Genomic DNA, 11,485 nt, shown 5'->3' with positions numbered 1-11,485 from the left:
AATGTAACTCCTTCTGCTATGAGCATACTTAAACCCTGATTATTTCTTTTTGGCGGCGGCGTTCTTGAGCACCATTTGTTTTAGCTCCTCTCGAGTCTGTTCAAACATTGCTTTCGGGTGTGCTTCTTCTTTGTATTTGTTTCTCAAAGCTTTTAGAGATGTCATCATTATATATATCCTTTTTCACATGCTAACACTTACCACCCTAACTTTTCAAGTGAGTGCAACGCTGAAAAAATACCATTTACGAATATATTGATAGTGCCTCATAAAAAAGCACCTCTACCTGTAGAGTGAGGCGCCTTTCAATTACATCTATGTATTGGAAATATTTTTAATTCTGAGCTTGCGGGTTTCTTATCAGCTTGCCGTCTTTCCAAACAAAATAAGGTGGTTTTGTGATTTTTACAACGCTACCTCCTGCATTGTTCGGGTTCCCGCTCCCATTACTTTCGGCAAATGCTCCCGAGGTGGCGAAAGCACACAGAGCGAATATTGTTATAGCGATTTTTTTCATTGTATATACCTTTTTCATTATCGTAACTTTTGCTTAACTAAAAGCAAGTTTATTTAAATGTGGTGTAGCTATATCCCTTCCCCGTTAGGTAGGAGTGGTTTTTATAAAACCATTCAGGGTTTTTCAAATCGTCCAGGCCATCACGAACCAAATAGACTTGCACCAGCCCCACGCTGCCATTCTTTCGCACTTCGCCGGAATGCTGGGCCTGAATACTGGAAAACCCTGGCCGCTGTCGTATGTCCAGATACACTCCTTGCCCACCGTTAACACCGTTGGGAAGACGAATATTTGGATAGCCAAACAGTGGTTTTCTAAGCTGATAGAAATTAGCTGGAACCACTATGTTCACTATTGTTTGAACGTTATATTTACTGCCATTGGCAGGGGAACCACATTCATTGACCATTCGCTCAATGTCGGAATGTTCTCGACTCCCTATAAAGCCTTTGTCATCGTAGACTTGCCAGCCTTTGATATTCGTCATACTTAGAGCTGGTCGATAGTAATAATATCTATCTTGGCAGGCTGCATAGCTTTGGCTTGCCAAGCCTAACCCCAGTAGCACAATAAAAATTTTCATCGCCACCACCCACCATTGCCAGCGTATAGAGCGAACCACACACAAAAAAGTAGTATCAAAAATCTCAAAAAAGGATGGATGCGCTTAAGGCACCAATCCACAAGCATCATTGCAGTCAAACCTATCGGGACCATTAGCAAAGCTGAAAAGTAGGATTTGTTATCCCAAAAAAATATTCCTGCAAAGAAAAAGAAGAGTAGCGTTACAATCTGCGCCAGCTTCCCGTTCAAGTCAGCCGGTTTAAGTCCATGATTTAATGCTGCTCTATAAGCCTCTTCATCATGCTTAAAAGCGTGATAGTCGGTTCTATGCTTTGAACCATCATTAGCTACATATAGCCCATTTTCGTCTTGCTTCATTTATCAGCACCCCAGCAAAAAAGCCCCCATGAGGGGCTTCTTATTTATCAGCGGCTGAAAGCACCACGGATGGCGGAGCGGATGGACGAACTCACCTCATTTTTCAGCGTGCTGGATGCTTCCTTCGCCATGTCCGACGCCATAGACGACCCTTCCTGAGCTACGGCGTTCTGCACCGTGCCTTGGCTCGACTGACCACCACCCAACGACTGCACCGGCTGGCCACCTTCCATAGCGACTTGCTGCGGCTGGGTCGGTTGTCCCAGGAGCGATCCGGCCTGTTGCTGCATCTCTGCGCACCCAACCATTCCAGCCGCCCCACACCCCAGCACCAGCGCCATAACTACCTGTTTCATCTGCCTTTTCTCCTGTCCCAGACGCCGGCCGTTGATCGGCAGGCGTAAAAACTCTACCTAAAAGGTCACATTATTAGAAGTACAAAATCAAAAGGTGACTTATGAGGGCGTTTTAAAGGCCGCTCCCGTGTCGTTAAGTGATTGATTCTTCAAGGGATTTCTCATGGCACGAACAGACATCGGTAAGGCGCTACGTCACTACCGGAAGCAGGCAGGTCTGACACAGGCCGAGTTCGGCGAGCTGACAGGCTTCGATCCGAAGACCATCAGTCGATTGGAGACGGGCGACCGGACGCCAAGCCTTGATGCGCTTGAGACATTCGCCCGTGTTTTGAAGGTCCAGGTTCGTGACTTCTTTGTGGAGACAAAGACAGAACCGACCGAAGAAGAAATGCGTGCTTACCTACTGAACGTTATTTGTAAAGCAGATAAAGGCGCACTTTTAAAACTCAAAGCCGCTGTTGATAAAGCCCTTGCATCCAAAACAGACTAATTCAATCTGAATCATAAAACAAAACCCCTTAAAATTTGCACTTTAAGGGGTAAATGTTATCTTGCTTATAAAGGAGTAGAAATTCCGGGGCGACCAACCTTAACAATTTCTACGCTCAACACTTTGTATATTCAATATACCATTTAAAGTTGATGTAGCAAGAGCCAGTCTCGAATTTTTCTCCTGATAATAAAAATAATAGAGGAGAAAATGCACTGCAGCCAATTAACGCTCGAAAATACGCTTGAAGTATACAGGTCGAAACTTCCTAAAAAGCCCTACCATACAAACAACTACTTATTCGGAAAGCAAGTTGGCACAGTAAGTTCAGCTATAAAATCCATCTACCTTCAACCCAATTCGCTGACTCACAAATATTTCATGATATTTGATTTGGATAGTGAAATGAGCGTGCTGGACTGGTCGGATAAAGGATTGCCAGCTCCGCACTTGATAGTCAGAAACTTAGACAACGGCCGCTCTCACCTAACCTACATCCTCAATACATCTGTTAAAACAGACGTTAGAGGGCTTTTAAAGCCTATTAAATATTGTTCGGATGTTGAGCATGGGCTTGCTGTGAGAATCGGCGCAGATATGAACTATAACGGATTACTGACAAAAAACCCGTTCAATTCAGCCGCCTATAAAGTTTTCTCCTTTGAAGATGAGCCGTATGACTTAGATTATCTTAATGAGTTTGTAGATAAAGACCTTGTTAGGCAGCAGAGGGAGGCGAAGAAAAAGAAGAACGTAGAGGACGGATTCGCATCTGGAAGAAACTGCACCTTGTTCGAAACGCTACGCTTATGGGCCTATTCGAATTGGCACAGGTTCCACCAGGTCGAGTTACATGCCGAGATCCTTGACCAAGCGATGATGTTCAACACATTTGAGTGCCCGTTAGGCATGAACGAGGTTAGGACCATTGCCGACAGCGTGTATCGCTTCATCACTCAGCACTTTTCAATTGAAAGGCTCAACGAACTGAAAAGCGAGCGAGCTAAGCAATCAAGAGCCAAAAGCAAAGGAAACGTGATTTACACAGGGGATAAACCTTGGGAGGAAGAAGGGATACCGAAACGAACCTACTATTACAGAAAGATAAACGGAGTTAACACAGAGCGCCAGACTATTTCTAAGGCCAAACCTTGGGAGAAATTAGGCATAGGAAGAACAAAGTGGTATGAGCTTGGCAAGCCGGACAAAATTTAGTCGCGGACAAAAGTTGCACTTTTACTATATCAGGGATAATAGCCCAGTAGGGGAGGTTTCTGGACGGATATTCCCCTCCTAATCCAATATTCTCGACTAAGCTCCAAAAATCTCCCTTCTACGGTCTATTACCTTTTGAATTTTTTCCCTGTAGGTTTTCCAGATGGGAATATCAAAGGTTATGCTTTGCTCGATAATCAGGTGTGCATGAACCTTACAATGCCCATTCAACAGTCGCCACGCATCTATTTTGATGCTCAAATCATCTTGGTTAAATATTGAAGGATTGAAAGAAAGAAAAAACTCTAAAATCTTAACCCCTTCAATTCGGTCGGTGAGGATTACTCTTTCTAACTCACGGATGGAGCTATTTACCTGAATTACCGCACTTTCGTAATCGCTTGCTCTATCCATTGCACTGCACTCCATTTTCGCCAAAATACTATACGTGACCTGGGGAGCTGTCAATTTTACAATGACAGGGAGAATGACGTGGCAGTAAAATACCGGACTTTTACTATATCAGGGATAATAGCCCAGCAGGGGGAGTGTCTGGGCAAGGAACGTGCTCATCAATCCTCTAATTTCCGCAAAAACGCCGTAGCTGTTTTATCAACACGGCGCAAATAAAATTCATATAGCGTATGGAGCTATGCTACTTTAGTCTTATGATAATAGCCGCTTTCACGGCGGCTTTGCTTGGGAGGTTAGGCAGGTGAGCGGCTGAGCGGCCATGGCCCAACAATCTTTCAGCGTTTGTATGAATTATTTCTATTCTTGGACTTTGCCTTATTCGATAGCAGGTCCGACTCAATGTCTGCTGCCTTCATCAGTGCGTCAAAAGCGTCCGAATTTGCAATATTGGTTGATGCCTTCGCCTTAGATTGCCACTGCACTTCATCAGCGTTAGGTTTATTATTTGTATGAAATGCTTCATGTTCCATCATTGCCTTGTCTTTTTCTGGCTTAGCAACAGGAAATAAGTCATCAAAACTCATTCCTGCATGTAATGAAGTATCAATGATAGGGGCGTTTTTTTGGGGGTGCTTGTTCATTTTAATTAAGTGTTATTGTTTTATTATATCATTACCAATATTGAATCAGCGTCATCACGAACATTTGAATTCCGGGGCATGACAGGGAGCAGAGGGTATCGACTAACTCTCTTCCCATTACGCGAGACAAATGCCAGACAACAAAAAAGCCCAATCCAGGGCTTTATTTGCGTTCACTGAGCATTAAGTGTTCGAGCCTAATCTAACAAACTCGAGACTGGTTGATGCTCCACCATTATCACCACAGACTGCTCCCACTTGAGTTATGCTATATTTTTCATCAAATGTAGCTTCAGCTTTACCTTTTACAGTATCCCAGCCAACTGCTTTTTGTGATCTAACAATGTTAGAGCATACTTCCCCACTTGGCACGTTTGTATAGGTTACGGTGAAGCCGCTTGGCGTTTGCCCAGTTATATTAATGGTTCCGCCAAAGACGTTGCTAATGACTCCCGCCGAGCTTACCTTAACACTCTTAGGAAAAACTCCCATTTTCAGAGCAAGCGCCCTATTTAAGTCTGCGGTATCCTCACTTGCGAATAACTGTTCGGTCTGAGAGAAGATAGTGGATAGTTCTTTGTTTACAGTAGACGCATTACTTGCGTTGCGTGAGTTTGAATAAAGGGCGAATACGCCAGCTATTACTGCTGCGAATATGGCGAACCAAATCAACGTTTCAATTAAAGTAAGGCCTGCGATGTTGCTTTTGTTTTTTATCATTGCTGTGATTTTTTGTTATATATAACATGCTATCACTTATTTTTATAAATCGGCTTGCTATTGGAAATTGAAATGCTAACCTGAATGTAGCTTGTGTTTTTTGTTGTTATTAAACTAAGCCTTAAACCGCCGCGAGGCGGTTTTTTGACACTTGAAATGCTCCAATTAATTCCCTTTTATATAGTCCATTAACTGTCTGGGGACAGTAATTTCTCGGTTCAAGAAACCAATCAGCTCTTGTCCTCCCAGCCGGTTGCCCAAGTCATAGTCCTTATTTCCTTGATAGTTCAATGAATCCATGGCAAAGGATAGTCCATGCTTTTCACCTATAAGTGCGACATGGCCTCCAACAAGAAATGCCATTGTCTTCACATCGTCTCCATAGCCTTCGATTTTGAAGGCTTGCATTGCGCCGGAAAAAACCCCGATGAAATACCCTCTGACGAATGGGCTATGGAATAACTCTTCAAATCCGGGCGTTCCGCCCGAAGCCTTTAATTGAAGGTCGATTATAAAAGACCCAGCTTCAATTGCTGTTTTTTTGACGTCATTTTCTTTGCTTTTCTTATTTCCAAACTTCCAGAATGCCATTTCTCTTCTTCCATATAGTGGCGCACGTAGCTAATCATACCTCTTGGCCAAAGCACCGGGAATGACGTAATTCTCTGCGAAATTCTTTCTACAAAACCATCTACTCATTGCGGTGATCGGCCTGCTGGAATTGGCCCTGGAGGACAGCCGCGCCGGCCGCTGCGATACCCAGGCACTGCAGACTGCCCACGATTCGGCCATCGGCTTGCTGGAGCTGATCGGCGACATCCTCGACATCTCGCGCATCGAGTCCGGGCACATGACCTTGCAACCGGTACCGACCAACCTGGTCGAACTGGTGCGCAACACGCTGCGGGTATTCGAAGGCAATGCGCGAATCAAAGGCCTGCACCTGCACAGCGCGCTGCCAGCCTCGCCTGCCTGGGTCTTGGCAGACCCCCTGCGACTCAAGCAGGTGCTCTCCAACCTGATCAGCAACGCCATCAAGTTCACCGAGCGCGGTGAAGTGCATGCCAGCCTGACCCTGTCGCCGCCCGACAGCAACGGCGACCTGCAGGTCGAGCTGTGCGTGCGCGACAGCGGCATTGGTATCAGCCCCGAAGACCAGGCCCGGCTGTTCAACGCCTTCGCCCAGGCCCACGGCCCGCGGGCACGCCAAGGCGCCGGCCTGGGGCTGGTGATCAGCCGCACGTTGGCCGAACTGATGCAAGGCACGCTGAGCCTGCACAGTGTCGAAGGCGTGGGCACCAAGGTGCAAGTCAGCCTGCAGCTACCCGCAAGCCACGCACCGGCACCTGCAGAGCAGCGTGCCCCGGTGCTGGAGAGCAGCAGCGGCCCGCTGAACATTCTGGTGGTCGACGACTATCCGGCCAATCTGCTGTTGCTGGAGCGGCAACTGAACACACTGGGGCATCGCGTAACCCTGGCTGAAAACGGCGAAGCGGCGCTGGCGCGGTGGCAGGCGGCCCGGTTTGACCTGGTGATCACCGACTGCAGCATGCCGATCATGGACGGCCACGAACTGACTCACCGAATTCGCACCCTTGAACGCGAAGGCGCACTGGCCGCGTGCCGGATTCTCGGCGTCACCGCCAACGCGCAGGCCGAGGAGCGTGCGCGCTGCCTGGCCAGTGGCATGGATGAATGCCTGTTCAAGCCGATTGGCCTGCAGACGCTCAAAACCCACCTGCCCCAAGCCAGCTCGGCCCCCCCGCCTTCACCCGCCCGTAGCAGTGGATTCAACCTGAGCGAATTGCGCCACCTGACTCAGGACGATGAACAACTCACCCGACACCTGCTCGAACAACTGTCGAAAAGCGCCGGCGAAGACCTGGCCGCATTGCGCGCACTTGGGCCAGACGCGGGTGGCGACGCGGTGCGCGCCTTGGCCCACCGCATCAAAGGCGGGGCGAAAATGCTCAAGGTGCGCACGCTGGTCAAGGACTGCGAAGCCATCGAGCAGGCCCAGGCCCAAGGGCTGCCAACGGCTGAACTACGCCAGCAATTGCAGACCAGCATGCAGACCCTGTTGCACGAACTGGGCGACGCCCTCAGTGCAACTGCAGCGTCGAACTGATCTGGCTGATCGCATCGACTACGTGGCGTGAGCCCTGCTGGATTTCCATGATCACCGTACCAGCCTCGTTGGCCAGGGCAACACCATGGCCGGTACGGGTCAGGCTCGCGGGGCAGGCAAAACAACCCGTGGTGACGCCCGACCACCTCTTCCAAGCGGTAGCCCATGGTGGCCAGAAAGTTTTGGTTGGCCTTGATGACCCGGCCCGCAGGGGTGAACTCGATCACCGCCATGGAGCGGCCGATGGCCTTGAGCAGGCTTTCGCTTTCGTGTTCCTGCACAACCCGTTGGCTGATGTCTGACGCCACCTTGATCACGCTGGTGACTTGCCGCTGCGCATCCAGTACCGGCATATAGCTGGCTTCGAGCCAGACCTCACGGCCTGCCTTGTCGATGCGCTCGAAGGTGCCGCTGATGGCCTTGCCCTGCCCCAGTTCCCGCCAAAGCTGCTGGTATTCGGCCGTCTTGGCATAGACCGGGTCGCAAAACAATCGGTGATGCTTGCCGCGTAAGTCTTCGACGTTGTACCCCATGGCCTGGCAGAAACGCTCATTGGCGTCGAGGATGGTGCCGTCGGGCGCGAACTCGATCATCGCCATGGAGCGGCTGATCGCCGCCAGCTTCGCTTGCGCGCTGGCCAGTGCGTGATGGCTGCGTTCAATCTCGATCAAATCAGACTTGCGATGAAAATCGAACATGACGCCGGGCTCCTCAATGCGCGGGGTGTCCTGAGCATAGATGGGCCTTAGCGCCGTGCAAGCATATTGATATCACCTTGTAATGAGTACCCGAGGCCTTTGGATACGCGCGCGGGGCGTCAAGAACTCTCACGCACCATCAGCTCGAACCCGAGGTCCTGCTGCTCGCTGGCGACCCGCTTGCCGTCGAGCAAGGCCAGCAGGGCCAGCGCGGCACCCCGACCAACGGCAGCCCTTGGGGTGCGAATGGAGGTCAGCCGCGGGACCATGTGCGCCGAAGCGGGCAAATCATTGAAGCCCACCATTGCCACCTGGCGCGGCACCTCTACCCCTTGGCGCAGTGCTTGCAAGACCGCGCCCTGGGCCAGGTCGTCGTTGCAGAAGAAGATACCGTCGACATCCGGCGCTTGTTGCATCAGCTGGCTGAACAACGCGCTGCCCAACGCGATGGAAGACGGCTCCGGCGCAAGGATTTCCAGCTCCGTCGCGTGCAGTCCGGCCTCGGCCAGTGCCTGGCGGAAGCCTTCGGCACGCTGCATCACGCGCGGGTCAAGCTGCGCGGCAATGAACGCCAACCGCCGCCGCCCTCGCTCGATCAAGTGCCTGGCCGCGGCTCGCCCGGCCTGTTGCTGCGAGAAACCCACCGACAACGCACCCGCCTCGCCGCCCAGCTCCATCATGTGCACGCAGGGCACGCCACTGGCCGCCAGCATCTGCCGCGACGCATCACTGCGCTCGAACCCGGTCAGCAGCATGCCGCAAGGCTGGTAGGCCAGGTAGTTACGGATCAGGTTTTCTTCTTCGGCAATATCGTAGTGATAGTTGCCGATCAACACCTCAAGCCCACGCGGGCGCATCACCTCGTGAATGGCTTCAAGGGTGTCGATGAACAATTGGTTGGACAACGATGGGATCAGCACCACAACCGACTGGCTGCGCGCCGAAGCCAATGCGCGGGCTGCCGGATTGGCGACATAGCCCAGGCTCGCCGCCGCAGCGGCAACCTTTTCGGCCAGCTCCGGGGCAACCGTGCTGACGCCACGCAAAGCGCGGGATGCGGTGATCGGGGAAACCCCGGAAAGCCTGGCGACTTCAGCCAGGGTGGGACGACCGGTGGTGCGGGAGCCTGTACGGGACATGAATGTTGTAATTTTACTACTTGCCAAGGGAGGGGGACGGCCACTAAGGTAGCGCTGTCTCAGGACGCAGGCAATGTAATCTTTGGTAGCGGTTCCACGTGCACTGTGCCAAGCGTCCATACTGCGTAAGGACAAGACCAATAACACCGGGGGAGGTGCCTGATCGTCAGCGACGAGACAGCGCTATCTCAACCCGCAGGAGGTACTGATGAATTCTCCCCTGTCCGCCATTGTGGTGATGGGCGTGGCTGGTTGCGGCAAAAGCTGCATCGGCGCTGCCATTGCTGCCAGAAGCGGCGGCCGCCTGATCGAAGGCGACGCTTTCCACCCTGCCGAAAACATCCGCAAGATGAGCGCTGGCATCCCCCTGGACGATGATGACCGTGCCGGCTGGCTGGTGCGTCTGGGCCAGGAGCTACAGGCCACAGTGCAGTCGGGCGAGCGCCCGATCCTGACCTGCTCGGCACTTAAGCGCCGCTACCGCGAAACATTGCGCGCGTCCATGCCTGGCCTGGCGTTCGTGTTTCTCGAGCTCACCCCTGCCGAAGCCGAAAAACGGGTATTGGCCCGCCCCGGCCACTTCATGCCGGCGAGCCTCATCGACAGCCAGTTCGCCGCCCTCGAAGCACCGCATGGCGAGCCGCGGACCCTGCCACTGGATGCCACCCAGGCCATTGATGTGCTGGCCGACACGGTAGACACCTGGCTAAAGCCCTGCGGTGAGCGGGACCTGGCGCAAACCGCCTGACCCTGGCGGTGTGTCCGGCTCACCAAAGACAGCGCTGTCTCGACCAATGAAAGCGCCTGAAATTCAATAAAGCTACGCCCAAAACAACGATAAGACCGAGGCATAAAAACCATGTTCGGACTGGCTACTGATACCTTTCTGCTGCTCGACGCCCTGGTAACCATCGTCGGGCTGATCCTGCTGATCACCCATTTCAAAGTTCACCCCTTCGTCGCCCTGACCCTCGCGGCCGGCTTCCTCGGCCTTACCTCCGGCATGCCGGTGGCCAAGGTGATGAAATCGTTCCAGGACGGTTTCGGCGGCGTGCTGGGCTTCGTCGGCATTGTCCTCGCCCTGGGCACCATGCTCGGCAAGCTGATGGCCGACTCCGGCGGCGCCGACCAGATCGCCCAGACGCTGATCCGCGCCTTCGGCAAGAAGAACGTGCACTGGGCCATGATGTTCGCCGCCTTCCTGGTCGGCATTCCGCTGTTCTTCGAGATCGGCTTCGTGCTGTTGATCCCGTTGGTGTTCATCGTCGCCCGGCGCTCTGGCGTTTCGCTGGTGAAGATCGGCATCCCGTTGCTGGCCGGCCTTTCCGTGGTTCATGGCTTGGTGCCGCCGCACCCGGGGCCGCTGCTGGCGATCGGCATCTTCCATGCCGACATCGGCAAGACCATCTTCTATGGCCTGATCGTTGCGCTGCCCACCGCAATCATCGCCGGCCCGCTGTTCGGCAACTTCATCTCACGCTACATCCCAGGCAACCCGTCCCAGGAGCTGATGGATCAGATCGCCAAGGAGTCCGACCAGGGCAACTTGCCGAGTTTCACCATCACCCTGGTCACGGTATTGCTGCCGGTTGCGTTGATGCTGCTCAAGACCTTCGCCGACGTGGTGCTGCCCGCCGAACATATCGTGCGCCAATGGATGGACCTGATCGGCCACCCCATCAGCGCCCTGCTCGCCGCGCTGCTGCTGGCCTTCTATACCTTCGGCTCGGCGCGTGGTTTCAACCGTCAGCAGATCATGAAGATGCTCGACCAGAGCCTGGCACCGACTGCGGCCATCGTACTGATCGTCGGCGCTGGTGGCGGTTTCAAGCAGATGCTGGTGGATACCGGTGTCGGCAACGTGATCGGGCAGATGGCGGTACAGGCGGAAATCTCCCCCATCATGTTGGCCTGGCTGGTGGCGGCAGTGATCCGCATCGCGACGGGTTCGGCGACCGTCGCCACCATCACGGGCGCGGGGATCGTCGCGCCGGTGATCGACCTGGTGCCGGGGGTCAACCGTGAACTGCTGGTGCTAGCCACTGGCGCGGGCTCGCTGATCCTGTCACACGTCAACGATGCCGGCTTCTGGCTGGTGAAGCAGTACTTCAACATGACCGTGGCCGAGACCTTCAAGACTTGGAGCATGATGGAAACCATCCTCTCGGTGGTGGGCATCATCTTCATCATGTTGTTGTCGATGGTGGTTTGACCGTTGATCG

General features: G+C 52.9%; 14 protein-coding genes and 2 pseudogenes. 5 read left to right on the top strand and 11 right to left on the bottom strand.

What is annotated here, in order from left to right:
- Positions 1-39: 39 nt before the first annotated feature.
- From OGV19_RS10045 to OGV19_RS10025, 5 genes are all read right to left on the bottom strand, one after another.
- On the bottom strand, positions 40-168 hold the full coding sequence (locus OGV19_RS10045) for a hypothetical protein (protein ID WP_264309605.1): 129 nt from the start codon (positions 166-168) through the stop codon (positions 40-42).
- A gap of 166 nt (positions 169-334) precedes the next feature.
- Positions 335-517 carry a hypothetical protein gene (locus OGV19_RS10040; protein ID WP_264309606.1) on the bottom strand — a complete coding sequence of 61 codons (183 nt, stop codon included), beginning with the start codon at positions 515-517 and terminating at the stop codon, positions 335-337.
- A 49-nt stretch (positions 518-566) separates the two neighbouring features.
- Entirely contained in the window at positions 567-1,100 is a 534-nt protein-coding gene (locus tag OGV19_RS10035) for a hypothetical protein (protein ID WP_264309607.1), read from the bottom strand.
- Positions 1,097-1,459 carry a hypothetical protein gene (locus OGV19_RS10030; RefSeq protein ID WP_264309608.1) on the bottom strand — a complete coding sequence of 121 codons (363 nt, stop codon included), beginning with the start codon at positions 1,457-1,459 and terminating at the stop codon, positions 1,097-1,099. Before OGV19_RS10030 ends, OGV19_RS10035 begins: the two co-directional genes overlap by 4 nt.
- Before the next feature lie 47 nt (positions 1,460-1,506).
- Complete coding sequence (locus OGV19_RS10025; RefSeq protein ID WP_264309609.1) at positions 1,507-1,815, bottom strand: hypothetical protein; 309 nt, start codon at positions 1,813-1,815, stop codon at positions 1,507-1,509.
- Between the two features lie 163 nt (positions 1,816-1,978).
- On the opposite strand from OGV19_RS10025, the gene OGV19_RS10020 reads away from it, so the two are divergent.
- Entirely contained in the window at positions 1,979-2,308 is a 330-nt protein-coding gene (locus tag OGV19_RS10020; protein WP_264309610.1) for a helix-turn-helix domain-containing protein, read from the top strand.
- Between the two features lie 210 nt (positions 2,309-2,518).
- Positions 2,519-3,523 (top strand): replication initiation protein, encoded by a 1,005-nt coding sequence (locus OGV19_RS10015; protein WP_264309611.1) that lies wholly within the window; start codon positions 2,519-2,521, stop codon positions 3,521-3,523.
- 96 nt (positions 3,524-3,619) lie between these two features.
- Here the strand turns inward: OGV19_RS10015 and OGV19_RS10010 are convergent, their stop codons facing one another.
- From OGV19_RS10010 to OGV19_RS09995, 4 genes are all read right to left on the bottom strand, one after another.
- Positions 3,620-3,937 carry a hypothetical protein gene (locus tag OGV19_RS10010; RefSeq protein WP_264309612.1) on the bottom strand — a complete coding sequence of 106 codons (318 nt, stop codon included), beginning with the start codon at positions 3,935-3,937 and terminating at the stop codon, positions 3,620-3,622.
- A gap of 335 nt (positions 3,938-4,272) precedes the next feature.
- The gene (locus OGV19_RS10005; protein WP_264309613.1) at positions 4,273-4,578 is read right to left on the bottom strand and encodes a hypothetical protein; all 306 of its coding nucleotides are present in this window, start codon (positions 4,576-4,578) and stop codon (positions 4,273-4,275) included.
- Positions 4,579-4,761: 183 nt separating this feature from the next.
- A complete protein-coding gene (locus tag OGV19_RS10000) occupies positions 4,762-5,298 on the bottom strand; it encodes a type 4 pilus major pilin (RefSeq protein WP_264309614.1) in 537 nt (178 codons plus the stop codon).
- 165 nt (positions 5,299-5,463) lie between these two features.
- Positions 5,464-5,889 (bottom strand): hypothetical protein, encoded by a 426-nt coding sequence (locus OGV19_RS09995; RefSeq protein ID WP_264309615.1) that lies wholly within the window; start codon positions 5,887-5,889, stop codon positions 5,464-5,466.
- 109 nt (positions 5,890-5,998) lie between these two features.
- Between OGV19_RS09995 and OGV19_RS09990 the strand changes: the two are divergent.
- Positions 5,999-7,426 (top strand): annotated as a pseudogene (locus tag OGV19_RS09990) (ATP-binding protein); the annotation flags it as partial.
- Between the two features lie 47 nt (positions 7,427-7,473).
- Here OGV19_RS09990 and OGV19_RS09985 read toward each other — a convergent pair.
- Both OGV19_RS09985 and OGV19_RS09980 read right to left on the bottom strand, forming a co-directional pair.
- A pseudogene (locus OGV19_RS09985) lies at positions 7,474-8,124 on the bottom strand (PAS domain-containing protein); the annotation flags it as partial.
- A 119-nt stretch (positions 8,125-8,243) separates the two neighbouring features.
- Positions 8,244-9,263 carry a transcriptional regulator GnuR gene (locus tag OGV19_RS09980; protein ID WP_264313242.1) on the bottom strand — a complete coding sequence of 340 codons (1,020 nt, stop codon included), beginning with the start codon at positions 9,261-9,263 and terminating at the stop codon, positions 8,244-8,246.
- Between the two features lie 208 nt (positions 9,264-9,471).
- Here OGV19_RS09980 and OGV19_RS09975 point away from each other — a divergent pair, with 208 nt between their 5' ends.
- Positions 9,472-10,011 carry a gluconokinase gene (locus tag OGV19_RS09975; protein ID WP_264313241.1) on the top strand — a complete coding sequence of 180 codons (540 nt, stop codon included), beginning with the start codon at positions 9,472-9,474 and terminating at the stop codon, positions 10,009-10,011.
- Positions 10,012-10,122: 111 nt separating this feature from the next.
- The gene (locus OGV19_RS09970) at positions 10,123-11,475 is read left to right on the top strand and encodes a GntP family permease (protein WP_264313240.1); all 1,353 of its coding nucleotides are present in this window, start codon (positions 10,123-10,125) and stop codon (positions 11,473-11,475) included.
- The last annotated feature ends 10 nt before the right edge of the window (positions 11,476-11,485 follow it).

Source organism: Pseudomonas putida (genome assembly GCF_025905425.1).
GTDB classification, from domain to species: Bacteria; Pseudomonadota; Gammaproteobacteria; order Pseudomonadales; family Pseudomonadaceae; genus Aquipseudomonas; species Aquipseudomonas putida_AF.
The sequence above is the reverse complement of the archived record's forward strand: the minus strand, read 5'-3'. Positions and strand labels throughout refer to the sequence as shown.

What these genes read in the sequence shown, in the direction of transcription:
- OGV19_RS09995 (WP_264309615.1), bottom strand. Translation starts at nt 5,889, where the DNA reads ATGGCATTCTGGAAGTTTGGAAATAAGAAAAGCAAAGAAAATGACGTC.
- OGV19_RS10015 (WP_264309611.1), top strand. Translation starts at nt 2,519, where the DNA reads ATGCACTGCAGCCAATTAACGCTCGAAAATACGCTTGAAGTATACAGG.
- OGV19_RS10040 (WP_264309606.1), bottom strand. Translation starts at nt 517, where the DNA reads ATGAAAAAAATCGCTATAACAATATTCGCTCTGTGTGCTTTCGCCACC.
- OGV19_RS10000 (WP_264309614.1), bottom strand. Translation starts at nt 5,298, where the DNA reads ATGATAAAAAACAAAAGCAACATCGCAGGCCTTACTTTAATTGAAACG.
- OGV19_RS09970 (WP_264313240.1), top strand. Translation starts at nt 10,123, where the DNA reads ATGTTCGGACTGGCTACTGATACCTTTCTGCTGCTCGACGCCCTGGTA.
- OGV19_RS10045 (WP_264309605.1), bottom strand. Translation starts at nt 168, where the DNA reads ATGATGACATCTCTAAAAGCTTTGAGAAACAAATACAAAGAAGAAGCA.
- OGV19_RS10020 (WP_264309610.1), top strand. Translation starts at nt 1,979, where the DNA reads ATGGCACGAACAGACATCGGTAAGGCGCTACGTCACTACCGGAAGCAG.
- OGV19_RS09980 (WP_264313242.1), bottom strand. Translation starts at nt 9,263, where the DNA reads ATGTCCCGTACAGGCTCCCGCACCACCGGTCGTCCCACCCTGGCTGAA.
- OGV19_RS10025 (WP_264309609.1), bottom strand. Translation starts at nt 1,815, where the DNA reads ATGAAACAGGTAGTTATGGCGCTGGTGCTGGGGTGTGGGGCGGCTGGA.
- OGV19_RS10030 (WP_264309608.1), bottom strand. Translation starts at nt 1,459, where the DNA reads ATGAAGCAAGACGAAAATGGGCTATATGTAGCTAATGATGGTTCAAAG.
- OGV19_RS10035 (WP_264309607.1), bottom strand. Translation starts at nt 1,100, where the DNA reads ATGAAAATTTTTATTGTGCTACTGGGGTTAGGCTTGGCAAGCCAAAGC.
- OGV19_RS10005 (WP_264309613.1), bottom strand. Translation starts at nt 4,578, where the DNA reads ATGAACAAGCACCCCCAAAAAAACGCCCCTATCATTGATACTTCATTA.
- OGV19_RS10010 (WP_264309612.1), bottom strand. Translation starts at nt 3,937, where the DNA reads ATGGATAGAGCAAGCGATTACGAAAGTGCGGTAATTCAGGTAAATAGC.
- OGV19_RS09975 (WP_264313241.1), top strand. Translation starts at nt 9,472, where the DNA reads ATGAATTCTCCCCTGTCCGCCATTGTGGTGATGGGCGTGGCTGGTTGC.